The following is a 24,060-nucleotide window of genomic DNA, read 5'->3' on the forward strand; positions in this document are numbered from 1 at the left end:
CGGTCAGGTCCCGACCGTGGCGGGGGGGCGCGGGGGGGCCCCGGAGGGCGCCGCCCCCCCCCCCCCCCCGCGACCACCCGTGCCCGCGTCCCCACGGACCGCGGGGAGATCAGCAGAAGGCTCCGACCCATGCCAAGAAGCGACACCTCCCAACCCCACGACCCCGCGCCGCACGCCCCCGGAACGGCCGAAGCCGCGCCGGGCCCCGCCCGCACCCTCTGGGCGTCCCTGCGCCCCCTGGTCCTGCGGATGCACTTCTACGCCGCGATCCTCGTCGCCCCGTTCATCGTGGTGGCCGCGGTGACCGGGCTCCTGTACGTCTACACACCCCAACTCGAACAGGTGGTCCACGCCGACCTGCTCGCCGTCGAACCGGCGGACACCTCCGTCCCGCTCTCGCAGCAGGTCGGCGCCGCTGTCACCGCCCACCCCGGGGCGGAGCTCAGCGCCGTCCGGCCCGCCGACGAACCGGGCCGGAGCACGCGCGTGCTCTTCGACGCGGACGGCCTCTCCGAGAGCTACCGGCTCGCGGTCTTCGTCGACCCCCACACCGGCGAGGTCGTCGGCGACTCGACCAGCTACGGCAGCAGCGCGTCGCTCCCCGTGCGGTCGTGGCTGTCCGAGTTCCACCGGTCCCTGCACCTGGGTGACGCCGGCCGCCTGTACAGCGAGCTCGCCGCGAGCTGGCTGTGGGCCGTCGCCCTCGGCGGCCTCGCGCTGTGGGTGGCGCGCGGACGCCGGACGCGCCGCGCGCGCCGCGTCCTCCTGCCCCGGCGGTCGGCCTCCGGACGCGCCCGCACCCTCTCCTGGCACGGTTCCGTCGGGACCTGGGCGCTCGCGGGCCTCCTCCTCGTGTCCGCGACCGGGCTCACCTGGTCGCAGTTGGCCGGGGACAACATCGGCGGGATCAGGGGGGCGTTCGGCTGGCAGACCCCGGTGCTCTCCGCACCAGCACCCTCCGACCACGGTGGCCACTCCGGCCACGGAGACCACGCGGGACACGGAGCCGCTGACCCCGCCGAGGAGGTCGACGCGGTGGTGGACACGGCGCGCTCGGCGGGCCTCGACGGCCCGGTGGAGGTCTCCTTCCCGGTGGGGGACGGGGCGCCGTTCACCGTCAAGGAGACCGTGCAGAGGTGGCCGGTCCAGCAGGACGCGATCGCCGTCGACCCGTCCACGGGCACGGTGGTCGAGGAGCTGCGCTTTGCCGACCACCCCCTGATGGCCAAGCTGTCCACCTGGGGCATCGCCTTCCACATGGGCCTGTTGTTCGGCGTGGTCAACCAGGTGCTGCTGACCGTTCTCGTCCTGTCGCTGCTGGCCGTGGTGTTCTGGGGCTACCGGATGTGGTGGCAGCGGAGGCCGACCAGGGACGGCGCGTTCGCGACGGGGCGGCCGATCCCGCGCGGCGCGTGGCGCGCGGTACCGCTGTGGGCCAAGGCAGGGGTCGTGGCCGTCGTGGCGGCGGTCGGGTACCTGCTGCCGGTCCTGGGGGTGTCGCTGCTGCTCTTCCTCGCCGTGGACCTGGCCGTCGGGGCCCTTCGCGGGCGGGAGGCCCGCACCTCCTGACGGGGCCGGTCGGGGCCGGGGGCGGGGTCGCCCCCGGCCCCGCCGAGGGGCGGGGACGCGGGGACCGCGGCGGGGTCAGCGCAACTCCTGGCCGCCGTCGGCCTCCCTGCCGACGACCTCGGCGAGGATCCGGCAGGCCCGGCGCAGGTCGGCGGGGTGTGCGGCCCCGTAGCCGAGGACCAGGCCGTGAACGGTCGGTTCGCCGTGGCTGGCCCGGGAGGTGTCCTCGACCAGGACGCCCCTTCCGGCGGTCTCGGAGACCACCCGGGCGACCGCCTCGGCGGGCAGCGGCAGCATCACGTGCAGACCCGCCGTGTCCCCGGTCAGGTGTGGTCCCAGGTGCTCGATCAGTGTCCGCCGTCGGCGGGCGTACTCCAGGCGCATGCGGCGCAGGTGCCGGTCGAGGTCGCCGCGCTCCAGCAGCAGGGCCGTCGCAGCCTGGGCCGGGACGCCGGTGCGGTCCGACAGGCGGCAGCGCGTCTCGGCCACGCGTTCGAGCAGGGCGGGCCGCGCGACCAGCCAGCCGATACCGAGGTCCGGTGACAGGGTCTTGGAGAGGGTGCCGAGCAGCACCACGCGCTCGGGGTCCATGCCGTACAGGGCGGGCAGCGGCGCCACGTCGTAGCGGAACTCGGCGTCGTAGTCGTCCTCGACGACCAGGGCGCCGCGCCCGCGCGCCCAGGACAGGAGGCGCTCCCGGCGGGGGACGGGCAGACGGCCGCCGAGCGGGTACTGGTGGGCGGGCGTGGTGTAGAGAAGGCGGAGGTCGAAGGGCAGGTCGTCGACCACGATGCCGTCGTGGTCCACCCGGCAGGGGACGACCTCCGCCCCGCGCGAGGCCAGGACGTCGTGGGCCCGCTGGTAGCCGGGTTCCTCGATCCCCGCGCGGTCGTCCCTGGCCAGGACCGTTGCGGCGAGCAGGTCCAGGCCGTTGCCCGTGCCACGGGTGACCAGGACGTTCTCCGGCCCGACCCGCACGCCCCGGGTCCGGCGCAGGTGTTCGGCGAGTGCCTCGCGCAGCCGCGGTAGGCCGCGGGGATCGGGGTCGTCGTCCAGGGGCAGGGAGGCCGCGTGCCGCCAGGCCCTGCGCCAGGCGGCCTCGTCGTGCGAGCGCACCCACGGGGCCCCCGGACGCAGGTCGACCATCCCCAGCCGTCTGGCCTGCGCCCGCGACAGGCGGGGTTCCGCCGCCGGGGCCCCGGGCCCGTCCGACGGGGCCGCCGGTGTCCCGGGCGCGTTCGGCGGCACCGACACGGAGGGAAGCGCCCCGTGCTCGGCGACGTAGGTGCCCGAACCGTGCCTTCCGTCGAGCCAGCCCTCCGCGTACAACTGCTGGAAGGCCTCGGTCACGACGGTCCGGCTGACGCCCAGCTGGGCGGCGAGGGCCCGGCTGGAGGGCAGGCGCTCGCCCGGCCTGAGCAGCCCCCCGGACATGGCCTCGCGCAGCCCGCCGGACAGCTGCACGGTGAGCGGCACCGTGCTGGAGCGGTCCAGGCGCAGGGGTGGGTCGTTCGGCTGACAGGACAAAGTGGTCTTTCGTTTCGGGGAGGAAGTGGCCGTGTTCGGGGAGTCCACTTCTTTCTAGGCTAAGCCCATGCTCTCGACCACGGAACGCACCAGACTCAACCGCGCCAAGCACAAGGCCAGGACCGACCGCACCGACCTGTACGACCTCCTGGACGCGGGGTCGGTCTGCCACCTCGGGGTCGTCGTGAACGGCGCGCCCATGGTGGTGCCCACCGGGTACGGGCGCATCGGCGACACCCTCTACCTGCACGGGTCCACCGGCGCGCGGTCGCTGCGCGCCGGGGGAGAGGTGTGTGTGACCGTGACCCTCGTGGACGGACTCGTCCTGGCCCGCTCCGCCTTCAACCACTCCCTCAACCACCGCTCCGCCATGGTCTACGGCGTGCCGCGCGTGGTGGAGGACCAGGAGGAGGCGCTGGCCGCGATGCGCGCCCTGACCGAGCAGTTCGCCCCGGGGCGGTGGGACGAGGTTCGCCCACCGTCCGCCAAGGAACTCGCGGCCACGCGGGTGCTGGCGCTGCCGCTGGAGGAGGCCTCGGTGAAGGTGCGGACCGGTCCGCCCTCGGGCGACGGGGCCGACCTCGAACTGGCGGTCTGGGCGGGTGTCGTGCCGATCCGCCAGGTGTTCGGCGAGCCCGAACCGGATCCCGGCCTGGCACCCGGAACCGCGGTCCCCGAGCACGTCGTGCGGCTCTCGGACCCCCGCCCCTAGGCCGTGTTCCGCGGATCATTCCGGGCTCGCAACCGCCAGGCTGCCTCTCGCTGCGCCGACCACGCTTGGACAGCCAGACCCGGGCTGACCTGCGCTACTCGTCTTGCGAGAGATTGCCTGGAGGCCGCTCGCGGCGATCGGCGCAAGCGCCGAATCAACCGAAAGCATCCACGGAACACGCCCTAGCACGGGGCCGGGCCGGTCATCCACCCTGACGGGGCAGGTGCCGCGCCGACGTCCGGGCCACGGCCCGGCCATGGGACGGACCACTGGCCAGCGCCACCAGGGCGCCGAACACCGAGACCCCTCCCAGTAGCAGGAACACGGCGGGGTAGCCGCCCAGCGGTCCGGCCAGGAAAGCGCACGCCCCCGGCGCCAGCGCCATGGCGAGCAGGAGCGGGGTGTGCATGATGCCGTTGAGCGTGGTGTAGTGCTCCTCCCCCCAGCGGTCCGCCACGGCGGTGGCCTGGAGCAGGGTGAGCAGGCCCCGTGCGGCGCCCACCAGCGCCGCGGCGGTCATGACCAGGACCAGCGGGCCGCTGAGCAGGGCGAGCAGGACGGTCGCCCCCGCACAGGCCAGGAGCACGACCGCGATCCGGTGGACCGTCCCGCTGATCCGTGCCAGCGGCCCGTAGGCGAGGCGGCCCAGCACCTGCCCCACACCCACGACGCCCAGAGCCCAGGCGGCCTCGGTGGTGCCGAAACCGCGCCCCTCCATGAGGGGGACGATCCCGACCACGACCGCGTACACGGTGAGGGTGCCCAGGGCGAGCGCCGTGGTCAGCGCCCAGAACGCGCCGCTGCGGACCACGCCGCGCACGAGGGCGCGGTCCCGTGCCGGGTCGTCGGTGCCGCCCGGGGTCCAGCGCGGGGTCAGTGCCAGGGCGTGCAGCGGGACCGCGACCAGGGCAAGGACCAGCGCGAGGACGAGATACGCGCCCCGCCAGCCGACCTGCGCCTCCAACGCGGCGGTCAGCGGGGCGAAGACGGTGCCGGCCAGCCCGCCGACCAGGGTCAGGACGGTCAGGGCCCGGACCCGGTGCGGCCCGTACCAGCGTGTCAGGGCGGCGAAGGCGGGCGGGTAGGAGAGCCCCGCCACGGCGACCCCCGCCACCTGCCAGGCCACGCCGAAGACCCACAGGTTGGGGGCGAGGGCGATTCCGGCGACCGCGAGTACGCCCAGCAGCGCCGCCACGGTCATCACCAGGCGGGGACCGCGCAGACGCAGCCAACGCGCCGTGAGGGGACCGCAGACCCCCGCCACCACCTGGGACCCCGAGAAGAGGACGATGGTGACGGGAAGCGGCCAGCAGTTGTCGGCGGCGATGGCGGACGCCAGCACGGGGAAGGCGTAGAACAGCACGCCCTGGCTGGTGGTGACGGTGACGCACAGGGCGGCCAGCGCCCTGCGCGCATCGGTGCCGGGGGATGTCCGGTCCGGTGCGTGGGGGCGCCCATAGGTCATGCGCGCCACCCGTACGTGGACGGTCGGGAGAGAGCGAAGGGCAGGGGAACGGGAACACGGTTCCGTCGCACTTGCACGGGGGACTCCTCGCCCTGGGAGGGGCAGACCCAGGGATCGAACGAACAGGTGGCGCGTTCGTGTAGATATCCCCTCTACTACACTGAGTATTCACCAAATGGCCATCTGTTATCTTCCTGGAGTTCCAGGTTGTGTCCAAGTGGGCTTTGGGCGGCCACCGCGGCGATGTGTTCCGCGGGTGACGGGTGCGTCCCGGTGCGGGTGCCCCCGGAGGCGCTCCGGGGGAGGGCATTGACAGGGGCGGCCCCGATCCACCACTGTCAAAGGCATGGACGTCCTCCCGTTGAACCGCCCGACCGCCCCCCGGTCCGCCCGGATCGACAGGAAGCGCCGCGGCACGCCGGGACTCATCCTGCGCCGCGGCCGTCTGGGCTCCCCGCCCCGCGCCTGATCCCCGGGCCCTCCCGCCGTCGCGCGCCGTGGCGCCGACGGCCTGGTTCCCCAGTGCCGCCGTTCCGGCTGCCTCCTCCGTCCCGCGCCCCGTAGTGGGCCGCACGGCGGCCCCCCTCGATCGAGGGGGGCGGTGCGTCGTGCCCCGGTAGGGACGGAGTCCGCGCCCGGCTCCTTCCGGCCCCTCCTTCGTCGGTGGCGCCCTGCGCGCAGCCGGTCCGGTCGGACGGCCCACGTTTACCCCTTTTTCCCATCGGAAAGGTATGGAAAATGACTGCGACCATCGAGACCACCACGGCGGGGCTGCGTGAGAGCGCCGCGGTCGACACCGCGCTCGTCGAGGGACCGCGCACACTGCGCCGTCTCCCCGAAGGCGCCTCCGCCAGGCCCTACGAGCTGTTCGAGGTACGACCGCTCGGTCCCCTGATCGGCGCCGAGATCCACGGCGTGGACCTGCGCGAGGAGATCGGTGCGGAGCTGCGCGGCGAACTCCACCGCGCACTCCTGGAGTACAAGGTCGTCTTCTTCCGCGACCAGCCCATCGACTCCGCGCGCCAGAAGGCCATCGCCCGGATGTGGGGGGAGCTGGAGACCAACCCGTTCATCGAGCAGGGGGACGACGCCCACGTCGCCCGGTTCGCCAAGGGCGAGATGCCGCCCAGCTACGAGAACGTCTGGCACACCGACGTGACCTGGCGGGAGCGGCCCGCTTTCGGGGCGATCCTGCGACTGGTGGAGGTTCCGCCCATGGGCGGCGACACCCTGTGGGCCGACATGGCCGCCGCCTACGACAACCTGCCCGACTCCGTCAAGGAGCGCATCGAGGGGCGCACGGCCGTCCACGACGTCATCCCCGGGTTCTCGCGGTTCCTGGACGAGCGCAGGCTCCTGGAGTGGCAGGACCGGTTCCCGCCGGTCGAGCACCCCGTCGTGCGCACGCACCCCGAGACCGGGCGCAGGACGCTGTTCGTGAACGTCTCCTTCACGACCCGCATCGTCGGGCTGGAGCGGGCGGAGAGCAACGAGATCCTGCGCTTCCTGTTCCAGCAGGCGCACGCCCCGGAGTTCCAGGTGCGCTTCCGGTGGGAGCGCGACTCGATCGCGTTCTGGGACAACCGGGCGACCCAGCACTACGCCGCGAACGACTACCACCCCCACCCCCGGATCGCCGAGCGCGTCGCCATCGTGGGAGACCGCCCCGTGTAGTCCGCGCTCCCCGGACCCGGCCCCCACCCCCTGCTTCGGGGGCGGGGGCCGGACCCGATTCGGTACACGGGCCCCGGACGGAGAGCGGACGCGGCCGCCGTGCCACGCGCGGCCGATCCCGCACGGCTCACCGGGAGCCCCGCGCAGGCGCCGGGCCACCGGGCCGGGCCGCGCCGGCCGGGTGTGGGAAAACGCGGACGGACCCGCCCCCGATGTCGGATGTGCGCGGATCGGCGGGGAGTGGCAGGCCCGGTCGGCCGGACGGGCCGCAAGATGGCACCCCGACGAACAGGCGCAGCATGCCGTGCTGCCGGAAAGGGGTGTCCGTGAACGTGTCGGACGGGAGGACGCAGACCGCGGGGGAGAGGCGGGCCACACTGGCGCTGGCCTGCGCGGGGGTGTTCGTCGCCTACCTGCCGGTGGTCACCGTCGTGGTGAGCCTGCCGGCGATCCAGCGGGCGCTGGGGGCGTCCACCGCGCAACTGGCGTGGGTGTCCGACGCCTTCGTGCTGCCGGTGGCCGCGCTGATCCTCACCGCCGGGGTGTTCGCCGACGTGCACGGCCGCAAGAAGGTCTACCAGGTCGGTCTGGCCCTGTGCGCCGCGGGCGCGCTGGTGGCGCTGTGCGCGCCCTCGGTCCAGGTCCTGTGGGTCGGGCAGGCGCTGGCCGGGGCGGGGGCCGCCGCACTGCTGCCGGTGACGCTCGCGCTGATCAGCCACGCGGTCCCGGACCCGCGCGAACGGGGTAGGTACATCGGGCTCTGGACGACCTGCATGATGGCGGCGATGGCGGTACCGCCGCTGATCGCCGGGGTGATCCTGGAGCACGCCGAGTGGCGGTGGATCTTCCTGCTGCCGGTCCCGGTGTCGCTGCTGACCATGGCCGTCGCGGCCCGGCTGCTGCCCACGTCCGGTGCCGTCGGCGGACGCAGGCTCGACTGGCCCGGCCAGGTCACGGCCGCGGTGGCGATCACGGCCCTGGTCTACGGGGTCATCGAGGGCGGAGCCGAGTCCTTCGCGCATCCGCGGGTGGTCGCGTCCCTGGCCCTGGCGGTGGTGGGCGCGGCGGCCTTCGTGGCGGTGGAGAGGCGCAGCGCCTCGCCCATGCTGGACCTGTCGCTGTTCCGCAGCCCGGGGTTCGTCGCCTCGACGCTGGCCGCCCTGACGAGTTTCCTGGGGCTGATCGGCTTCTTCTTCGTCCTGAGCCTGTACTTCGGCCTGGTGCAGCAGCTGGACACCCTCCAGTCCGGCGTGCGCATGGTGCTGGTCAACGTGGTGTGCATGCTGCTGGGGCTGGTGATGGGCCAGGTCATGCGCCGAGTCTCCGCCCGGGTCCTCATCCCGGCCGGTCTGCTGGTCGCGGCGGCCGCCCTGCTGAGCCTGACCACCCTGGGGGTGGACACACCCCTCTGGTCGGTGGCCTGGCGCCTGTGCCTGCTGGGCCTGGGCCTGGGGATCGCCTTCCCCTGCATCACGGGCACCGCCGTCGCCTCGGTGCCCCCGCACCAGGCGGGCATGGCGGCGGCGGGCAACAATGCGTTCCGCCAGGTCGGCGGAGCGCTGGGCCCCGCCCTCATGGGAGCACTGCTGACCACGCGGGTCATGGACGCACTGCCCGCACACCTGGCCGAGGCCGGGCTGTCCGGGGCCCCGGCCGACCAGGTCGTGGACACCGCCGGCGGGGCGGGACTGGGCGCGGTGGCCGGCCTGGACCTGGGGGCTGACGGTGCCCTCGCCCTGGCCGCCGTGTCCGAGGCCTTCCTGGACGGCCTGCGGTGGTGTCTGGTCGTGTCGGCGGCCCTGCTGGTCCTGGCGGCCCTGGCCGCCGCCGTCCTGCTGCGCCGCCCCCGCACGCGGACGGCGCCGACCGGCCCGCACGGCGGAGCCGTGGTGCCGGGAACCGGCGGGACGGCTCCGGCCACCGCGGTCGCGCCCGCCACCGGGGACGGAGCGGCGCGACCCCTCGGCTGAGCAGGGGCGGGGACGGCCGGGTCGCGCGCCACGGCCGTCCCCGCCTGCCTACGATGGGACCGACCGGTCGCCCGGCCGCCGTCGCGGGCCGCGGTGGTGTGCCCCGCCCCGCCCCGTCCCGCCCCGTGCAGGAGAACCCCGTGGCCTCCCAGACGCTCGACGCGCTCGACCTGAAACTGCTCCAGGCGCTGGAGCTGGACGGAAGGGCCTCCTTCAGCCGCATCGCCCGGGTGCTGGGCGTCTCCGACCAGACGGTCGCACGCCGGTTCCGTAGGCTGCGCACCACGGCCGGGCTGCGGGTGACGGGCGTGTGCGACGGGACCCGCCTGGGCCGGGACAGCTGGATCGTCCGGCTCGGATGCACCCCCAACGTGGCCCGGTCCCTGGCCTCCGCGCTGGCCAGGCGCCCCGACACCCAGTACGTCGACCTGGCCTCCGGCGGCACCGAGGTCATGTGCGTGATGAGGCCCCGCAGCAGACAGGAGCGCGACGACCTGCTCCTGGAACGCCTCCAGCGGACCCCGCACGTCACCTCCGTCAGCGCGCACTGCGTCCTGCACTCCTTCTACGGCGGGCCCCTGGGGTGGCTGCGCAAGACGAGTGCGCTGGACGAGGACGAGGAGGCCGCGCTGGGCGCCCCGGCCGCGGTCCTTCCCCCGGGGCCGGTGGAGCTGGAGGACGGCGACGAGGCGCTGCTGGCGGCCCTGCGGCTGGACGGCCGCGCCACCCTCGCCGAGTTGCGGGCCGCCTGCGGGCTGTCGGAGGCCGTGGTCAGGGGCCGTCTGGAGCGGCTGCGCGCCACGGGGGTGCTCTACTTCACCGTCGAACACGACCACGAGCCGCTGGGACAGGGTGTCGAGGCGATGTGCTGGCTGACCGTGGCCCCCCACGCGCTCGCCGACGCGGGTCGGGCGGTGGCGCTCCACCGCGAGGTGCGGTTCGCCGCGGCCGTCACCGGTCGGGCCAACCTCGTCCTCTCCCTGCTGTGCCGGACCACCGAGGACCTGTACACGTACCTGGGTCGGGGAATCGGGGCATTGGAGGGCGTGCACACGGCCGAGACGATCCTCACCCTGCGCCGGGTCAAGGCCCTGACCTACCTGCCGGGCTGAGGGACGGGCGGGGACCGCCGTCCCGCCACCCGGGGACGCGCCCGCCCGCACCGGGGGGCGGGGACGCGCCCCCGGTCAGGGGCCTCCTGCCTTCAGATCGTCCCTCTATGTGGGACGCTGTTCGACAAAGTGGGACGGGTGGCGTTTACCTGTCGGAGTACGGCGTAACCACGGCGCGAGGGAACGGATGAGATGGACGACTACTCGGCGGCCCGACTCGTGGCACTCGACTGGGGCACCAGCTCCTGCCGCGCCTACCTCCTGGCGGAGGACGGAACCGTCATCGACCACAGGTCCGGCGGCGACGGCGTCATGCGCGTCACGGGCCGCGCCCGCGAGACGGGGACCACCCGCGAGCACGCCTTCGACCAGGCGCTGCGCGCGCTCTGCCTCGACTGGGTGGAAAGAGCCCCCGGGGCGCTCCCCGTCATCGCGAGCGGCATGGTCGGCAGCGACCAGGGATGGGCCGCGGCGCCCTACGTCGAACTGCCGACCGACCCGCTCACGTCACCGCTGCCCCTGACGAGGGTCGACTCCTCGCTGGGCCCGGTGCACATCCTGCCCGGACTCGCGGCCCCCGGAACCCTGCCCGGCCTCCTGCGCGGCGAGGAGACGCAGGTCGTCGGCGCGCTCCTCGCGGACCGTGCCGAGGCCGGCACCGCGCACACGACGGCCGGCGCACAGGAGGCGTCCGGCGGATCCCGGGAACGGATCTTCGTCCTCCCGGGCACCCACGCCAAATGGGTGCGGCTCCGTGGTTCGGTCATCACCGGCTTCTCCACCCACATGAGCGGTGAGGTCTACGCACTGCTCATGGAGGGCAGCATCCTGGGCCGCCTCGCCCGACCGGCGGAGGGAGAGCGGTGGCAGGCCTACGAGCGGGGCCTGGACGTGGCGATGGGACCCGAGGGGGACTCCGGGCTCCTGGGGACCCTCTTCTCCGCCCGCGCCCTCGTGATCACCGGAAGCCTCGGGCCCGAACAGGTCGGCGACTACGTCTCCGGCCTCGTCATCGGCAGCGAGGTCCGGGGAGAGCTCGGCGCCGCCTCGGGCACCCCCGGCCGCGGCGGCCCCGACATCCTCCTGCTGGGGACCGACGACCTGTGCGAACGCTACGGGCGAGCACTCGCCAGGGCGGGGGCCGGGTCCACCCGGGGCGCCACGCAGGCCACCCCCCGAGCCCTGGCCCACCTGGCCCGCCGCGCGGGACTGCTCGATGCCCCGGACGGCCGCGACGGCGCCGCCGGCGGGGCAGGGCACGGCGGCTCCGACCCGTCGGACCGCGCGCCGGCGTCCCCCTGACGACCCGGGGGACCCGTCCGCACGACCGGTGGAAGAACGGCCCGTCCGGGCACCCAGACGACCTACGGAGAGACCATGACCGACACACGCCGCCCCAGCGGACTCATCGCCATCCTGCGCGGCCTGCCCTCCTCGGACGCGGCCCGCGTGGGCTCCGCCCTCTACGAGACCGGGCTGCGGACCCTGGAGGTCCCGCTGAACTCCCCGGACCCGCTGCGCGCGATCGAGGTCCTGCGCACGGAGCTGCCGGCAGACGCCCGCGTCGGAGCCGGGACCGTCCTCACCACCGCGCAGGTGCGCTCCGTGCACGACGCGGGCGGCCAGATCGCGGTCTCGCCCAACGTCGACGCCGACGTCGTCCGCGAGACCGTCGCGCTGGGCATGGAGTCCTACCCGGGCGTGGCCACGGTCACCGAGGCGTTCACCGCCGTGCACGCCGGGGCCCGAGCGGTCAAGCTCTTCCCCTCCTCCCAAGTGGGGATCGACGGGATGAGGGCCTGGCGCGCGGTGCTGCCCACCCACCTCGAACTCGTCCCCGTCGGCGGTATCGGCCCCGCGTCCCTCGGCGCGTGGGTCGAGGCGGGCGCCACCGGATTCGGTATCGGCTCCGCGGTCTACCGGCCGGGGATCGACGCCGAGGAGATGACCGCGGTCGCCCGCGCACTGGTCGACGCCTGGCGCGAGGCGGGGCCGCGACTCCGCCCGTTGACGGCGTAGGGGCCCGCGACCAGCCGCTGAGGCCGGTACGGTGCCCCGGGCGGTGAACGGGGACCCCGTCCGCCTCGGTATCCTCGGCAGCGCCCCACGACGCATCCGCGAGAGGAAACACCATGACCACCGAGTTGAGCCACGACGCCCTCGCCGGGCAGTTCGAGCAGGCCAGGAAGGACTACGCGGACCTGGCCGCCCGCGGCCTCTCGCTGGACCTCACCCGGGGCAAGCCCGCACCCGAGCAGCTGGACCTCTCCGAGGCCCTGCTCGGCCTCCCCGGTGACACGCACACCGCAGCCGCCGGCACGGACGTACGCAACTACGGCGGCCTCCAGGGCCTGCCCGAACTGCGCGAGATCTTCGCCGGGGTCCTGCAGACGCCGGTCGGGCAGCTGCTCGCCCTGGGCAACTCCAGCCTCGAACTGATGCACGACAGCATCGTTCACGCCCTGCTCGGGGTGCTCCCGGGTGCGGAGCGCCGCTGGGTCGACGAGGAGCGCATCGCGTTCCTGTGCCCGGTCCCCGGCTACGACCGCCACTTCGCCCTGTGCGAGCGCTTCGGCATCGAGATGATCCCGGTGGCGATGACCCCCGACGGCCCCGACATGGACGAGGTCGAGCGCCTGGCCGCCGAGGACCCGGCGGTCAAGGGCATCTGGTGCGTGCCCAAGTACAGCAACCCGGACGGCGTCAGCTACAGCGACGAGACCGTGGCCCGCCTCGCGGCCATGCCGACCGCCGCCCCCGACTTCCGGATCTTCTGGGACAACGCCTACGCCGCCCACCACCTCGGCGACGAGCCCGTCGAGATCGCCGACCTGCTCGCGGCCTGCGCGGACAGCGGCAACCCCGACCGGGCGTTCGTCTTCGGCTCCAGCTCCAAGATCACCTTCGCCGGTGCGGGCGTCGCCTTCTTCGGCTCCTCGCCCGCCAACGTCGAGTGGCTGCTCGCAAACAACAGCAAGCGCTCCATCGGCCCCGACAAGGTCAACCAGCTGCGCCACGTGCAGTTCCTGCGCGACGAGGCCGGGGTGCGCGCACACATGGACCGCCAGCGCGCCCTGCTGCGGCCCAAGTTCGACGCCGTGCAGCGGATCCTGGACGCTGAGCTCGCCGGGACCGGCCTGGCCACGTGGACCGAGCCCAAGGGCGGCTACTTCGTCACCCTGCGGGTCCAGGACGGCTGCGCCAAGGAGGTCGTGCGCCGCGCGGCCGACGCGGGCATCGTGCTCACCCCGGCCGGTGCGACCCACCCCTACGGCGACGACCCGAGCGACGCCACCATCCGCATCGCGCCCAGCTTCCCGGGCCAGGACGACCTGGAGCAGGCGATGCTCGGACTGACCGTGTGCGTGCGCCTGGTGGGGTACGAGAAGCAGCTCAAGGGCTGACCTGCCGAAACGGGGCGGCCGACGGCCGCCCCGCCGGAGCGCGCCCCCGGCAAACGCACGGACACGGCCCCGCCCGCGACGCGGGCGGGGCCGTGCGGCGCCGGATCAGCAGACGCTGTCGCTCGGCTTGGGCACCCCCAGCCCGAACAGGGTGCGGGCACGCAGCCCGGCCCAGGTACCGGCCAGGGCGAAGACCGCCCACAGCCATCCGTGCAGGCTGCCCGAGCCGATCCCGGCCAGGTAGGCGCCGATGTTGCAGCCGCCCGCCAGGCGGGCGCCGATCCCCATCAGGACACCGCCCACCAGCCCGGCGGCGACCAGCTTCCAGCTCAGGCCGGTGTGCAGCTTCCACGCCCCGGCGGCAGCGGCGGCCACCGCCGCACCCAGGATGATCCCGATGTTGGTCAGGCTGTTCTTGTCCTGCAGGACCGGTCCGGCCAACTGCGCGGCCTGGTCCGGTTGGCTCCAGAACGCCCAGGTCTCCGGGTGCAGGCCCACCAGTTGCAGCGCCTTGGCCCCCCACAGGTTGAACGCGGAGGTGATGCCCCAGGCCCCTCCGGAGACCATCAGCACCGCGGCGCCCAGCGCCGCCAGGACCAGGGCCCCGGCGATCAGGGGCCAGCTACCGCGCACCACGCGCAGCGCACCCCGGGCCGAGGGTGGCGCGATCACGGGCGGAGGGACACGGCGGTTCTGCACCGCCCGGGTGCCCACGACCAGCGCGGCGAGCAGGGCGATGGTGATCGCCCAGGAGCCGCCCCACCCGACGTGGTCGGAGAGCAGGAACGGCGGCAGCGCGGGCAGGTCGGCGACCAGCGGCCACGCGGCGCTGTAGATCACCGATCCCGCGATGAACCCGACCAGGGTGATGACGATCGCGGACTGCCCCGAGCCGACCGCGAAGAGGGTACCGGAGGCGCAGGCGCCGCCGAGCTGCATGCCCGCACCGAACAGGAACGCCCCCACGAACAGGGCGATGCCGATGGGCCCGGCCGACGGCGCCGGGGCACTGCCGAACAACCCCGTTCCGGTACCGATGACCAGCGCGAACAGGGTCGCGGTCGTGCCCAGCAGGACAGCGTGCGCGCGCAGGCCGGTGCCGTTGCCCACCGCGAGGAACTGCCTCCAGGCGGAGGTGAAGCCGAACCGCGAGTGGAAGAGGGTGAAGCCCAGGGCCGTGCCCAGGACCAGGAGCACCGCGGGCAGGGCGCCGTGCTCGTTCCACACGTGGGCGGCCAGCGCGAGCGAGCCGACCAGGGCGACGCCCAGCGGCCACCAGCGGACCGGGTCGGCCTCGGGAGCCCGGGGCGGCGGCACGGAGAGGGCGGGCCGCCAGGTCAGGGCGAGTGCGGGCGAGACGGGCGTGACGACGTTGCCGTCGGCGGGAGCGGTGGCGGTTCCCACCGAGTCGGTATTTCCGGGTGGTGTGGTGGGGTTGGCGGTCATACGGGTGCTGTCCAAACCGTGCGGTGGCGGGAAACGGCGGCGGTCCGTACGGGGACCGGGGCCGTGGAACGGGGACGAGTGCGTCCGGAGGGCGGGGACCGGTGACGGGCGCGGACGCCCGTGAGGAGGCGGGGAGGAACCCCGGGACCTCGGATCAGCGCACGCCTTCGCGGCACCGGCGGCAACAGAGGCCGTCATCGGTGCTCGTCAGCGACATGGAGATGAGGACCATGCGCAGGAAGCGGGCTTTATCGGACACGGCGAACATTCTAGGACACTGTGCCCGTCTGGCAGCGGGCTGGCACAGTGGGACGCACCACCACGGGATGCCCGCTGGGGTGGGGGAGGGGCGTATGGGGCCCGTCGCCGGCCGAGTCGCCGACCGGTGGTGTTTCCTACAGGCCGTGTTCGAGCCGGGCCGCTGTGATGAGGCCGGCCAGTGCGTCGGCGGTGCCCGCTTGCACCAGGACGTCGCCGGGGTGCTGTGCCCACAGGCCGTCCAGGTGGGTGACCGGGACGTTGCGGTGCAGGAACCCGGCGTACCAGCCGGGGTTGGTCTGCTCGATGAGTTCCAGGGCTTGGAGGTCGGCGTGTACCCGGTCGGGGTCCAGGACGCGCAGGGTGGTGGGGGTGCTTTCCCAGGGGCGTTGGAAGCTCACCGCCGGGTGGCCGTCGACGTCGGTGCGGGTGATGTGCCAGGTCATCGGGGCTCCTGCGTGTGGAGGGTGGTGGTCAGGCCGGTGAGGGTGGTGGGGCCTGTCCGGGGAAGTACGGTCGGCCCCGGGCGTGGTGCGGCGCGCAAACTTCCGCTGGTCAGGGGCCGGGGGGCGTTCTGGTGGGTCAGGTATCGCATGTGCTGGGAGAGCTGGTCGGGGTTCGCGTGCCGGAGCGGGGCCACGGTGGCGGGGCCCAGGTGGAACGCCACCCACACGCGCAGGGAGTAGGACCACATCACCCACCAGTGCGGGGCGTGGTGGCGGGTGAGTGAGTCGGCCGTCTCCTGCTGGGCCCGGTCGTGGTCGGGGTTCCACCTCACGGGTTCTCCACCACCGCGCGGATGGTGAGGGGGCCCATGGCGGTGGCTTTCCACTCCCAGTCCCATTCCCAGTACAGGGCGATTCGGTCAACCAGGTGCAGGCCGGAGAGCGGGGCCTGGCGGGGTTCACCGAGTCGGGGGTAGGGGATGACGGTGCCCTGGCGGGGGCCGTTGTCGGTGACGGCGATGCCGATGAGGAACGGGTTGGTGTCGACCACGACGCGCACGGTTCCGCCGGGGTCCCCCGAGCGTGTGTGGCGGTGCGCGTTGGCCACGAGGGCTTCGGTCACCAGCGCCACCGGTTTCGCGGCCCGGCGGGGGGCCACTGCGCGCACCCAGTTGGTGAGGTGCGTGGTGTCGCGTTCGTGGCCGAGGATGATGCCGTGCTTGTTCGGCTGGTCGAACCCGATCCGGTGCGGGTACGGAACGGGGTCGGGTTCTGGTGTCGGTGCCTTTATGCCGTTAGTCTGCATTCGTCTCACCTCGGATGTTTCGGGGTGGGGCCTACACCCTGGGCGGCCGTCCTCTACTTCGGTCACCGGGGTTTTTCTGTGGCCTCTGTGGCCACGACCTCATCGTCACGCCTGGGCGCTGTGTTTCCGAGATAGTGAGCTGTATCCCTATGGAGACAGATCAAGGAGAGACAGGCGTTGTAGCGTCAACACCATGAAGGAACAGAAAGAGCAGCGGCAGGAACAGGAATTTGGTACATACCTGCGCGAAGAGCGCGAACAGGCTGGTCTGACGCTCCGAGACCTTGCGAAGACTTCTGGTCTCGCTGCGTCAACATTGAGTCGTTGGGAGAACAACAAGGTCACGCCCTCGCGCGCGGACGTCACCAAGGCCGACCAAGGACTGAAGGCAAAGGGACGTGTGGTCGCGCACTGGGAGATCGCCACTTCCATCGGGTTCCCTCCTTGGATGAAAAACGTGAATCGGCTGGAAGAGGCGGCGCAGCTGGTTGAATTGATCTCGCCTCACCTCGTTCCAGGCTTGTTGCAGGCTCCCCAATACGCACGTGCGGTGTTCCGTGAGGGTCTGCACCAAGGTTCATCGAGCGACATTGACCGCCTGGTAGCGCTTCGGTGCGGTAGGTATGAGCTGTTGCGCAGTCAAACCGACCCGCGAATCACTACCGTTTTCCCGGTTGCAGCACTGACCTGTGTACCTGACGCCGTACGCACAGAACAGGTTGCTCGTCTTCTGGCGCTGACAGAGTCTGATCAGGTGAACATCCATCTGATACCAGAGGGCGCCATCCTGATGGGCGTCGTCTCGATGCTGATCATGTTCCACCTCCGGGACGGGGGGCTAGCGGCTGTGAGCGATCATGTTGACGGCGCTACGCTCTACGAAGACAAGCGGAACTACGGCCGGTTGCATGGCTTGGTGAAACAGGCGCTGGGGAGTGCACTGCCCGCCAGACAGTCCCGACATGTATTGGAGCAATTGCGATGAGCGACTGGCACAAGTCCAGCTACAGCACCTCAGGGTCCAACTGTGTCGAGGTTTCCGAAGGAGCCGAAACGCTGATGCGTGACACCCAGAACCGGGAACTTGGCCATCTGGCGGCACCTGCTCCCGAGTGGACAGCGCTGGTGGCGGCGGTGCGCGGCCAGTAGCAGTCGAACGTGAGACCGGCCCCGCCCAGGTGGGCGGGGCCGGTCGGTGTTCAGCGGGATCAGACTGTCCCGGGGGCCGGGCGCACCACCGGGACCAAAACCCCCACCCTCCTACCGTGCGCCCACGTGCTCCGCCCAAGCCTCAGCCGTTGCGCCCGTCGACCGCGTCGAAGCCCATCACGAACCACTGTTCGTCCAGGCCTGCCACCGCATCGTCGGGGCGACGTCCCGGACGAACGGGTTGACGGCCGCCGGCGCCGCGGACGGAGGGGGGACGTGGTCGACGCCGATCCGCTGCACGTCAAGGTTTTCGAGTTCGGCCCGGGTCTCCTCCACGCCCACACCGTTGGCGTGATGATGCTGACCCGCGCGGGGGTGCCCGAGCCCAGGGCTCTGACGAGGTTCCGGCCGGTGCGCCGAGGTGGATGTGCCCGAGCGGGCCCAGACCGAGCCGGGGGCCGATGAACCGGTCCGCTTCGCCCCTCCGGCTCGTGGCCCCACCGACCGCCTGCGCTACCGCTCTGCACCTCATGCCGCACAGGAACCGAAGGGGCCTTCCATAGCAGGAGCTGAAATGCCAGTCGGATGCGTCGCGTCGGGGGCGTTACCGCAATGGCCGCATACAGGCCGCCGGCTGCACTGTCGACCCGTGAGAAATTCCCTGGGCCCCGTGCGTTGCTGGTGGCGCGCGGGTCGGCAAGGCCACGTTGTCCGCCGCATCTGCGGTGTCCCCGAACGGTGTCCTGGTCCCCGCGTTCGGTATCTTTCGCCGACGTCGGAGCACGATGTCCACCTTCCGCACCCACCCTCCAAGGAGCCGACCATGAGCGCACCTTCGGATCCCCCCGGCGGGGAGCCCCCCATGGGTGCGCCAGAGAGCGTCCCGCAAGCGGGCGGGACCCCTTGGGAGGTCTTCCGGGTCTTTCTGCTCTTGGGGTTGACCTCGTTCGGTGGACCGGTGGCGCACCTGGGCTACTTCCGTGACGCGTTCGTGGTGCGCCGGGGCTGGCTCAGCGAGTCCTCCTACGCCGACCTGGTGGCGCTGTGCCAATTCCTGCCCGGGCCCGCTTCCAGCCAGGTCGGTATGGCCATCGGTCTGCGCCGCGCCGGATACGCCGGGATGGCCGCGGCGTGGGTGGCCTTCACCCTTCCCTCGGCGCTTCTGCTGGTGGCCTTCGCCCTGGGTGTCCAAGCCCTTGGTGCCGAACCCGGAGCCGGATGGCTGCTCGGTCTCAAGGCCGCGGCGGTGGCCGTGGTCGCCCACGCCGTACTCGGCATGGCCGCGAACCTGGCTGCGGGCACCCGCCGGGCCACGATCGCCGTGTCCGCCCTCGTGTTGGTCCTACTGCTGCCCTCGGCCCTGAGCCAGGTCGCGGCCATCGCTGTGGGCGCCCTGGTCGGAGCGCTCTGGCTCACGACCACGCCCGCGGACAACGACGGGACCGGCTCAGCCGTCCCCGTCAGGGGCGGGACCGCCCTGGCCTGTCTGGCCGCCTTCGCCATCCTGTTGGCGGGCCTGCCCGTGCTGGCCGCGCTGACCGGGAGTACAGCCGCGGAGATGGCGGATGGCTTCTACCGCGCCGGATCCTTGGTCTTCGGCGGAGGGCACGTGGTCCTCCCCCTGCTGGAAGCCGAGGTCGTGGGCACCGGCGCGGTGGACCGCGAGTCCTTCCTGGCCGGGTACGGCGCCACGCAGGCCGTGCCGGGGCCGCTGTTCACCTTCGCCGCCTACCTGGGCGCGCTCATGCCCGTGGCCGGGAGCCCGCTTGTGGGGGCCGCGATCGCCCTGGTGGCGGTCTTCGTGCCCTCGGCTCTGCTGGTCGTGGGCGCACTGCCGTTCTGGGAGCGGCTGAGCACCGACCCGCGTGCGCGGCGGGCGGTGGCCGGAGCGGGCGCGGCGGTGGTGGGTGTCCTCGCCGCAGCCCTGTACGACCCGGTCTTCACCCAGGGCGTGGTGTCCCCGGCGACGATGGCCCTGGCCGCCGTCGCGTTCGTGGCCCTGGCGGTGTGGCGGACCCCGGCCTGGGCGGTGGTCCCAGCGGCCAGCGCGATCGGGCTCCTCCTCCTTTGAAGAGGGCCCCGCACAGGTTTGCGGACGCGGTGGCCGGCCGGTGCCCTCCGGATGCCGACCGTTCCGCGCGGGTCCGGGGCGGACAGTTCGTGCCACGGCCCACGCGGAGAACGATCGGACCGTGCATGCACGTCCGGCGTCAGTTGACAGGCTCGGGCTCGTACTGTTCACCGGTCATCGGATTGGTGGCCATGCCGCTGGCAGGATCGTAATCGACGTCCATGCCCAGCAGAGGGTCGTGCAGCAGCCCGGTGTCGGGATTGCGGGGCAACCCCGAGGCCGGGTCGATCTCCCAACCGGTCACCGGATCGACCTCCGGGGTCCCCGCTGGCTCCTGCGAGGGTTCAGGGGACGGAGTGGCCTCGCTCTGCTGGGAGTCGTGTTCTTCCTGCGGCTCCTGTGTTTGGGCCACGACGTCGCTGTGGCCCTGCTGGGACTCCGAGCCTCCCTGCGGGTCGAGCGCGCCCCAACTCACCAGAGCCAGGATGAGGATGCCCAGGCCCACCCGGTAGTAGACGAACGGCATGAAGCTGTGCGTGGAGATGAACCGCATCAGCCAGGCGATCACCACGAAGCCGACCACGCCTGCGATGACCGTGCCCACCAGGGTGGCACCCCATCCCGCGTACTCGTCGCCGCCGATGTCGGTGAGCTTGTACACACCCGACCCGAAGACCGCGGGAAGGGCCAGCAGGAAGGCGTACTCAGCAGCGTCCTTGCGCTTGAAACCCAGCAACATCCCGCCCGTGATGGTGCCTCCCGAGCGGGAGACGCCCGGGATCAGCGCGAGCGCCTGGAAAAGACCGAACATCATACCCCGGGGGATGTTCAGGTCCTCCAGCTCCCTGTGCTTGCGCGAATACCGGTCTACGACACCGAGCAGCACACCGAAGACGATGAGGTTCAGCGCGACCAGGCGCAGGTCACGAAAGACGCTCTCGATCTGGTCTTCGAGAAGCAGGCCGAGCACCACGATGGGGATGGAACCGAGGATGACGTACCAGCCCATGCGGGCGTTGACGTCCCCGCGCAGGTCGCGGTCGAACAGGGACCTGGTCCAAGTGGACAGGATGGCCCAGATCCTTTGACGGAAGTAGATCACCACAGCCAGTTCCGTGCCGATCTGGCTGACGGCGGTGAAGGCGGCTCCAGGGTCGGGCCAGCCGAAGAACGCGGACACCACTCGCAGGTGCCCGCTGGAGGAGATCGGCAAGAACTCGGTCAGGCCCTGGACCAGACCAAGGACGATCGCTTCGAGGATGGGCACGAAAGGGCCTTCTGTTCAGTCATCGCCGCTGGGGTTGCGCGTCTGGGCTGGGCGCGGCTCGTAGAGTGCGTCTGCGCGGGGGCGGGGGCGGGGGCGTCGAGCGGTTCGGCGGAGCCGCCGGACCAGGTGCTGAGGCATCGTATCCCGATCTGCGTGACTGCTACGCCATAGCGGTCTGGGGGCTCTTTCCGGGCTGGGGCTGGCGCTACTCGCCCGCCCCGAGGGCAGAAGCGCTGAGAACCTACGAAGTGATGGCAGGGGAACGACGGAAGAGACCCACGTCCACCGTGGACCTCGGCCTCCTGCCCGGGGGCCGGTGACAGTTCGGGCCGGGGGACGGCGGTCAGGAGCCGCACGCCGTGAGCAGTGGACGGCCCCACCCGGGGCGCGGTACCGCGCCCCGGCACACACGCACCCGGACGGCGCCCGGTCCGCTGCCGATCAGGGCAGCGGGTCCGGGCCCGGAGGGATCACTCCGTCGCTTCGACACCCTTGGGCAGCACCGCGACCGGCACCGTGGCGCTGTGCAGCACGCCCTGGCTCACCGACCCCAGGATGAGCCCCCGCACGCTGCCGCGGCCGCGCGATCCCACCACGATGAGGTCCGCCTCGGCCCCCGCCTCGACCAGGGCGTCCACCGGGTTGAGCTCGGTGCGCACGACGCTGAGGTCCACCTGCTCGGTGCTCTCGTCCATGACCTCGGCCAGCACCCCCGACACGAGCTCCTCCGACCGCCGGTCCAGTAGGTCGTCGGGCGGGGTCCACCCGGCCGCGGCCAGCGATTCGGCGGCGAACGGCATCGGAACCTCCCAGCTGTTCACCACCACGACCGACTCGGCGCCGTTGCGCACGGCCTCGTGCAGGGCGAAACCCAGCGCGCGCCGGGAGTCGTCCGAGCCGTCCACGCCCACCACGATCCGCCGGAAGTCGCGCAGCGGCGCGGTCTCGCCCTCCGGGGCGGGGACGACGACCACGGGGCACACCGCGCGGGAGGCCAGGCGTACGCCCGCCGATCCGGCCAGGGCCGAGCGGACCGGGCCGAGCCCGCGCGTGCCCACGACCACCAGGTCCTCGGGTCCGGTCCGGTGCAGGAGCGCGAGGGGCGGCTCCTCCAGCGCCAGGACCGTTTGCACGTCCAGTCCGGGCCGGACGGAGCGCGCGTGCTCGGCGGCCTCGGCCAGAATGCGCCGCCCCTGGTCGGCGGCCTCCTCCGGTGCGGGAAAACGGGTCGGTCCCGCGTAGACGGACATCACCAGCGGCATGGACAGGGCGTGCACGACGTACAGGGGCACCCCCCTTCGTGCCGCCTCTGCCGCCGCCCACTCCAGCGCGGCCCGCGCGGTCGCCGATCCGTCGACGCCCACCGCGACCTTGGGGGAAGGCACCTGTTCGTCCGCCATGAGACCTCCTTCGTCCGGGGATGTCGGATCCCCGGTCGAGACTGCCGTACCCGGGATCGGTCGCGCCAACAGGCGCGGGGCGTGGCGGGAAATTCGTCGCACCGGGGGACCTGCGACCCGGGTCCTTCGGTCCCGCGACGCCTGCGGCGGCGCGGGCCTTCCCGTCTATGCGGGGATCGGTGCTCGGTGGGACCCCGGTCAGGGGCGGAGGGCGGGCCGCGCGAGAAGATGCACGGGCGTTTCCCCGCGGTCAAGGAGGCCCCATGTCCACGACACCACCCCCGCCCCTCAGGAACTGGGCCGGGAACGTCGCCTTCGCCCACACGGCCGTGCACCGGCCCTCGACCCTCGACGAACTGCGCCGACTGGTCCGGGACAGCCCCAGGATCCGGGCCCTCGGCAGCGGCCACTCCTTCAGCAGGGTGGCCGACTCCGACCACGGACTGGTCCGCCTCGACGGTCTGCCGCCGACCGTGGACGTCGACGTGCGGGAGGGGACCGTCACGGTGCCCGCCGGTACGAGCTACGCCGACCTCTCCGCCGCCCTGCACCGCGAGGGACTGGCCCTCGCGAACATGGCCTCCCTGCCGCACATCTCCGTCGCCGGATCGTGTGCCACCGGCACCCACGGCTCCGGTGACGGTCAGCGCTGCCTCGCCGCCTCGGTCCGGGGCGTGCAGATGGTCGGCCCGGAGGGCGACCTCGTGGAGCTCGGCCGCGACACCGACCCCGACACGTTTCCCGGCGCCGTGGTCGCCCTGGGCGCCCTGGGCGTCGTCACCCGGCTCACCCTGGACGTCGAACCCGCCTACGAGGTCGCCCAGCGGGTCCACCTCGACGTGCCGCTCGACGCGGTGGCCGAGCGGTTCGACGCGGTCTTCGGCGCCGCCTACAGCGTGAGCGCGTTCACCGACTGGAGCGGGGACACCGCCCACGTGTGGCTCAAGCACCGGACCGACCTGCCCGAGAGCCCGTGGGAGGGAGGACGGCCGGCGCGGGAACCGGTGCACCCCGTGCCCGGCATGCCGACGGCGTCCTGCACCGGGCAGCTGGGGGTCCCCGGGCCGTGGCACGAGCGGCTGCCGCACTTTCGGCCCGACGTGACGCCGAGCGCGGGCGACGAGCTCCAGTCGGAGCTGTACCTGCCGCGCGAGCAGGCGCGGAGGGCCTTCGCCGCGTTGCGCGGCATCGGGCACAGGGTGGCCCCGCTCCTGCACGTCTCGGAGGTGCGCACGGTGCGCGGGGACGACCTGTGGCTGAGTCCCGCGTACGGCCGCGACTCCGTGACGTTCCACTTCACCTGGGTCAACGACGCGGAGGCGGTGGTGGCCGTCCTCGCCCGGGTGGAGGAGCTCCTGGTGCCGCTGGGGGCCCGGCCGCACTGGGGCAAACTCACCACGCTCCCGCCCCGGGACGTCGTCGCGGGGTACGCGCGTGCGGCGGACTTCGGTCGGCTGGCGCGCGGGATGGACCCGCGCGGTACGTTCCGCAACGCGTTCACCGACGCGCTCTTCCCCCGCGACTGACAAAGGTCGGTCCCGCGGAGCCGACGCGGACACCGCGGGGCCGGCCCGGGTGACCGCGGGCCAGGGGGCCGGGGCCCCGAAACCCCGCAGCCCGCCCGCACCGCCCCTGGGGGGCCGTGCGGGCGGGCTGCGTACCTCACCTCTCAGGTCAGTACACCTAGGGACAATGCCGTTCGGTTAGGGGTTCGATCAACAGCGCAACCCCCGGCGTTTCGGCTGGCAAAACAGACGCAGCCCTTGTAGTGGTTCTCGGGTCCGC

General features: G+C 72.8%; 21 protein-coding genes. 12 read left to right on the forward strand and 9 right to left on the reverse strand.

Annotation, left to right across the window (positions count from 1 at the left end; all coding sequences use genetic code 11):
• Positions 1-129: 129 nt before the first annotated feature.
• Positions 130-1,569, forward strand: coding sequence for a PepSY-associated TM helix domain-containing protein (locus ACFWTE_RS23260; protein WP_378781975.1), 1,440 nt, complete (start codon positions 130-132; stop codon positions 1,567-1,569).
• Between the two features lie 75 nt (positions 1,570-1,644).
• Here the strand turns inward: ACFWTE_RS23260 and ACFWTE_RS23265 are convergent, their stop codons facing one another.
• Entirely contained in the window at positions 1,645-3,096 is a 1,452-nt protein-coding gene (locus ACFWTE_RS23265) for a PLP-dependent aminotransferase family protein (RefSeq protein WP_378781976.1), read from the reverse strand.
• 67 nt (positions 3,097-3,163) lie between these two features.
• On the opposite strand from ACFWTE_RS23265, the gene ACFWTE_RS23270 reads away from it, so the two are divergent.
• On the forward strand, positions 3,164-3,808 hold the full coding sequence (locus tag ACFWTE_RS23270) for a pyridoxamine 5'-phosphate oxidase family protein (RefSeq protein WP_378781977.1): 645 nt from the start codon (positions 3,164-3,166) through the stop codon (positions 3,806-3,808).
• Positions 3,809-4,010: 202 nt separating this feature from the next.
• Here ACFWTE_RS23270 and ACFWTE_RS23275 read toward each other — a convergent pair whose 3' ends face one another.
• Positions 4,011-5,273, reverse strand: coding sequence for an MFS transporter (locus tag ACFWTE_RS23275; RefSeq protein WP_378781978.1), 1,263 nt, complete (start codon positions 5,271-5,273; stop codon positions 4,011-4,013).
• 738 nt (positions 5,274-6,011) lie between these two features.
• On the opposite strand from ACFWTE_RS23275, the gene ACFWTE_RS23280 reads away from it, so the two are divergent.
• The 6 genes from ACFWTE_RS23280 to ACFWTE_RS23305 all read left to right on the forward strand — a co-directional run bounded on the left by ACFWTE_RS23280 (position 6,012) and on the right by ACFWTE_RS23305 (position 13,433).
• On the forward strand, positions 6,012-6,947 hold the full coding sequence (locus tag ACFWTE_RS23280) for a TauD/TfdA dioxygenase family protein (RefSeq protein WP_378781980.1): 936 nt from the start codon (positions 6,012-6,014) through the stop codon (positions 6,945-6,947).
• A 326-nt stretch (positions 6,948-7,273) separates the two neighbouring features.
• On the forward strand, positions 7,274-8,917 hold the full coding sequence (locus ACFWTE_RS23285; RefSeq protein WP_378781981.1) for an MFS transporter: 1,644 nt from the start codon (positions 7,274-7,276) through the stop codon (positions 8,915-8,917).
• Positions 8,918-9,057: 140 nt separating this feature from the next.
• Entirely contained in the window at positions 9,058-10,029 is a 972-nt protein-coding gene (locus ACFWTE_RS23290) for an Lrp/AsnC family transcriptional regulator (protein ID WP_378781982.1), read from the forward strand.
• Positions 10,030-10,221: 192 nt separating this feature from the next.
• On the forward strand, positions 10,222-11,331 hold the full coding sequence (locus tag ACFWTE_RS23295; RefSeq protein WP_378781983.1) for a 2-dehydro-3-deoxygalactonokinase: 1,110 nt from the start codon (positions 10,222-10,224) through the stop codon (positions 11,329-11,331).
• 75 nt (positions 11,332-11,406) lie between these two features.
• Positions 11,407-12,048, forward strand: a complete 642-nt coding sequence (locus tag ACFWTE_RS23300) for a 2-dehydro-3-deoxy-6-phosphogalactonate aldolase (protein WP_378781984.1) — start codon at positions 11,407-11,409, stop codon at positions 12,046-12,048.
• Positions 12,049-12,161: 113 nt separating this feature from the next.
• Positions 12,162-13,433 carry an aminotransferase class I/II-fold pyridoxal phosphate-dependent enzyme gene (locus ACFWTE_RS23305; protein ID WP_378781985.1) on the forward strand — a complete coding sequence of 424 codons (1,272 nt, stop codon included), beginning with the start codon at positions 12,162-12,164 and terminating at the stop codon, positions 13,431-13,433.
• Between the two features lie 105 nt (positions 13,434-13,538).
• Here the strand turns inward: ACFWTE_RS23305 and ACFWTE_RS23310 are convergent, their stop codons facing one another.
• The 4 genes from ACFWTE_RS23310 to ACFWTE_RS23325 form a co-directional block, all read right to left on the reverse strand.
• Entirely contained in the window at positions 13,539-14,879 is a 1,341-nt protein-coding gene (locus tag ACFWTE_RS23310) for a YeeE/YedE family protein (protein WP_378781986.1), read from the reverse strand.
• Between the two features lie 395 nt (positions 14,880-15,274).
• On the reverse strand, positions 15,275-15,583 hold the full coding sequence (locus ACFWTE_RS23315; RefSeq protein ID WP_378781987.1) for a hypothetical protein: 309 nt from the start codon (positions 15,581-15,583) through the stop codon (positions 15,275-15,277).
• The gene (locus tag ACFWTE_RS23320; RefSeq protein ID WP_378781988.1) at positions 15,580-15,915 is read right to left on the reverse strand and encodes a hypothetical protein; all 336 of its coding nucleotides are present in this window, start codon (positions 15,913-15,915) and stop codon (positions 15,580-15,582) included. The genes ACFWTE_RS23315 and ACFWTE_RS23320 overlap by 4 nt, the downstream gene beginning before the upstream one ends.
• Entirely contained in the window at positions 15,912-16,388 is a 477-nt protein-coding gene (locus tag ACFWTE_RS23325; RefSeq protein WP_378781989.1) for an ATP-binding protein, read from the reverse strand. Before ACFWTE_RS23325 ends, ACFWTE_RS23320 begins: the two co-directional genes overlap by 4 nt.
• A 193-nt stretch (positions 16,389-16,581) precedes the next feature.
• Here ACFWTE_RS23325 and ACFWTE_RS23330 point away from each other — a divergent pair, with 193 nt between their 5' ends.
• Positions 16,582-17,373 (forward strand): helix-turn-helix domain-containing protein, encoded by a 792-nt coding sequence (locus tag ACFWTE_RS23330; protein WP_378781990.1) that lies wholly within the window; start codon positions 16,582-16,584, stop codon positions 17,371-17,373.
• Positions 17,370-17,537: a DUF397 domain-containing protein gene (locus ACFWTE_RS23335; protein WP_378781991.1), complete on the forward strand. Its 168-nt coding sequence runs from the start codon at positions 17,370-17,372 to the stop codon at positions 17,535-17,537. The genes ACFWTE_RS23330 and ACFWTE_RS23335 overlap by 4 nt, the downstream gene beginning before the upstream one ends.
• Positions 17,538-17,714: 177 nt before the next feature.
• Here the strand turns inward: ACFWTE_RS23335 and ACFWTE_RS23340 are convergent, their stop codons facing one another.
• Positions 17,715-17,873 carry a hypothetical protein gene (locus ACFWTE_RS23340; RefSeq protein WP_378781992.1) on the reverse strand — a complete coding sequence of 53 codons (159 nt, stop codon included), beginning with the start codon at positions 17,871-17,873 and terminating at the stop codon, positions 17,715-17,717.
• A 526-nt stretch (positions 17,874-18,399) separates the two neighbouring features.
• On the opposite strand from ACFWTE_RS23340, the gene chrA reads away from it, so the two are divergent.
• Positions 18,400-19,608 (forward strand): chromate efflux transporter, encoded by a 1,209-nt coding sequence (gene chrA / locus ACFWTE_RS23345; protein ID WP_378781998.1) that lies wholly within the window; start codon positions 18,400-18,402, stop codon positions 19,606-19,608.
• Positions 19,609-19,747: 139 nt separating this feature from the next.
• Here chrA and ACFWTE_RS23350 read toward each other — a convergent pair whose 3' ends face one another.
• Both ACFWTE_RS23350 and ACFWTE_RS23355 read right to left on the reverse strand, forming a co-directional pair.
• Positions 19,748-20,875 (reverse strand): undecaprenyl-diphosphate phosphatase, encoded by a 1,128-nt coding sequence (locus tag ACFWTE_RS23350; RefSeq protein ID WP_378781993.1) that lies wholly within the window; start codon positions 20,873-20,875, stop codon positions 19,748-19,750.
• Positions 20,876-21,345: 470 nt separating this feature from the next.
• Entirely contained in the window at positions 21,346-22,275 is a 930-nt protein-coding gene (locus ACFWTE_RS23355; protein WP_378781994.1) for a universal stress protein, read from the reverse strand.
• Between the two features lie 263 nt (positions 22,276-22,538).
• Between ACFWTE_RS23355 and ACFWTE_RS23360 the strand changes: the two genes are divergently transcribed.
• Positions 22,539-23,801 (forward strand): FAD-binding protein, encoded by a 1,263-nt coding sequence (locus ACFWTE_RS23360; protein WP_378781995.1) that lies wholly within the window; start codon positions 22,539-22,541, stop codon positions 23,799-23,801.
• Positions 23,802-24,060 lie beyond the last annotated feature (259 nt).

Source organism: Nocardiopsis sp. NPDC058631, from assembly GCF_042716955.1.
Classification (GTDB): Bacteria; Actinomycetota; Actinomycetes; order Streptosporangiales; family Streptosporangiaceae; genus Nocardiopsis.

What these genes read in the sequence shown, in the direction of transcription:
- ACFWTE_RS23260 (WP_378781975.1), top strand. Translation starts at nt 130, where the DNA reads ATGCCAAGAAGCGACACCTCCCAACCCCACGACCCCGCGCCGCACGCC.
- ACFWTE_RS23270 (WP_378781977.1), top strand. Translation starts at nt 3,164, where the DNA reads ATGCTCTCGACCACGGAACGCACCAGACTCAACCGCGCCAAGCACAAG.
- ACFWTE_RS23275 (WP_378781978.1), bottom strand. Translation starts at nt 5,273, where the DNA reads ATGACCTATGGGCGCCCCCACGCACCGGACCGGACATCCCCCGGCACC.
- ACFWTE_RS23280 (WP_378781980.1), top strand. Translation starts at nt 6,012, where the DNA reads ATGACTGCGACCATCGAGACCACCACGGCGGGGCTGCGTGAGAGCGCC.
- ACFWTE_RS23295 (WP_378781983.1), top strand. Translation starts at nt 10,222, where the DNA reads ATGGACGACTACTCGGCGGCCCGACTCGTGGCACTCGACTGGGGCACC.
- ACFWTE_RS23300 (WP_378781984.1), top strand. Translation starts at nt 11,407, where the DNA reads ATGACCGACACACGCCGCCCCAGCGGACTCATCGCCATCCTGCGCGGC.
- ACFWTE_RS23305 (WP_378781985.1), top strand. Translation starts at nt 12,162, where the DNA reads ATGACCACCGAGTTGAGCCACGACGCCCTCGCCGGGCAGTTCGAGCAG.
- ACFWTE_RS23310 (WP_378781986.1), bottom strand. Translation starts at nt 14,879, where the DNA reads ATGACCGCCAACCCCACCACACCACCCGGAAATACCGACTCGGTGGGA.
- ACFWTE_RS23315 (WP_378781987.1), bottom strand. Translation starts at nt 15,583, where the DNA reads ATGACCTGGCACATCACCCGCACCGACGTCGACGGCCACCCGGCGGTG.
- ACFWTE_RS23325 (WP_378781989.1), bottom strand. Translation starts at nt 16,388, where the DNA reads ATGCAGACTAACGGCATAAAGGCACCGACACCAGAACCCGACCCCGTT.
- ACFWTE_RS23330 (WP_378781990.1), top strand. Translation starts at nt 16,582, where the DNA reads ATGAAGGAACAGAAAGAGCAGCGGCAGGAACAGGAATTTGGTACATAC.
- ACFWTE_RS23335 (WP_378781991.1), top strand. Translation starts at nt 17,370, where the DNA reads ATGAGCGACTGGCACAAGTCCAGCTACAGCACCTCAGGGTCCAACTGT.
- chrA (WP_378781998.1), top strand. Translation starts at nt 18,400, where the DNA reads ATGGGTGCGCCAGAGAGCGTCCCGCAAGCGGGCGGGACCCCTTGGGAG.
- ACFWTE_RS23355 (WP_378781994.1), bottom strand. Translation starts at nt 22,275, where the DNA reads ATGGCGGACGAACAGGTGCCTTCCCCCAAGGTCGCGGTGGGCGTCGAC.
- ACFWTE_RS23360 (WP_378781995.1), top strand. Translation starts at nt 22,539, where the DNA reads ATGTCCACGACACCACCCCCGCCCCTCAGGAACTGGGCCGGGAACGTC.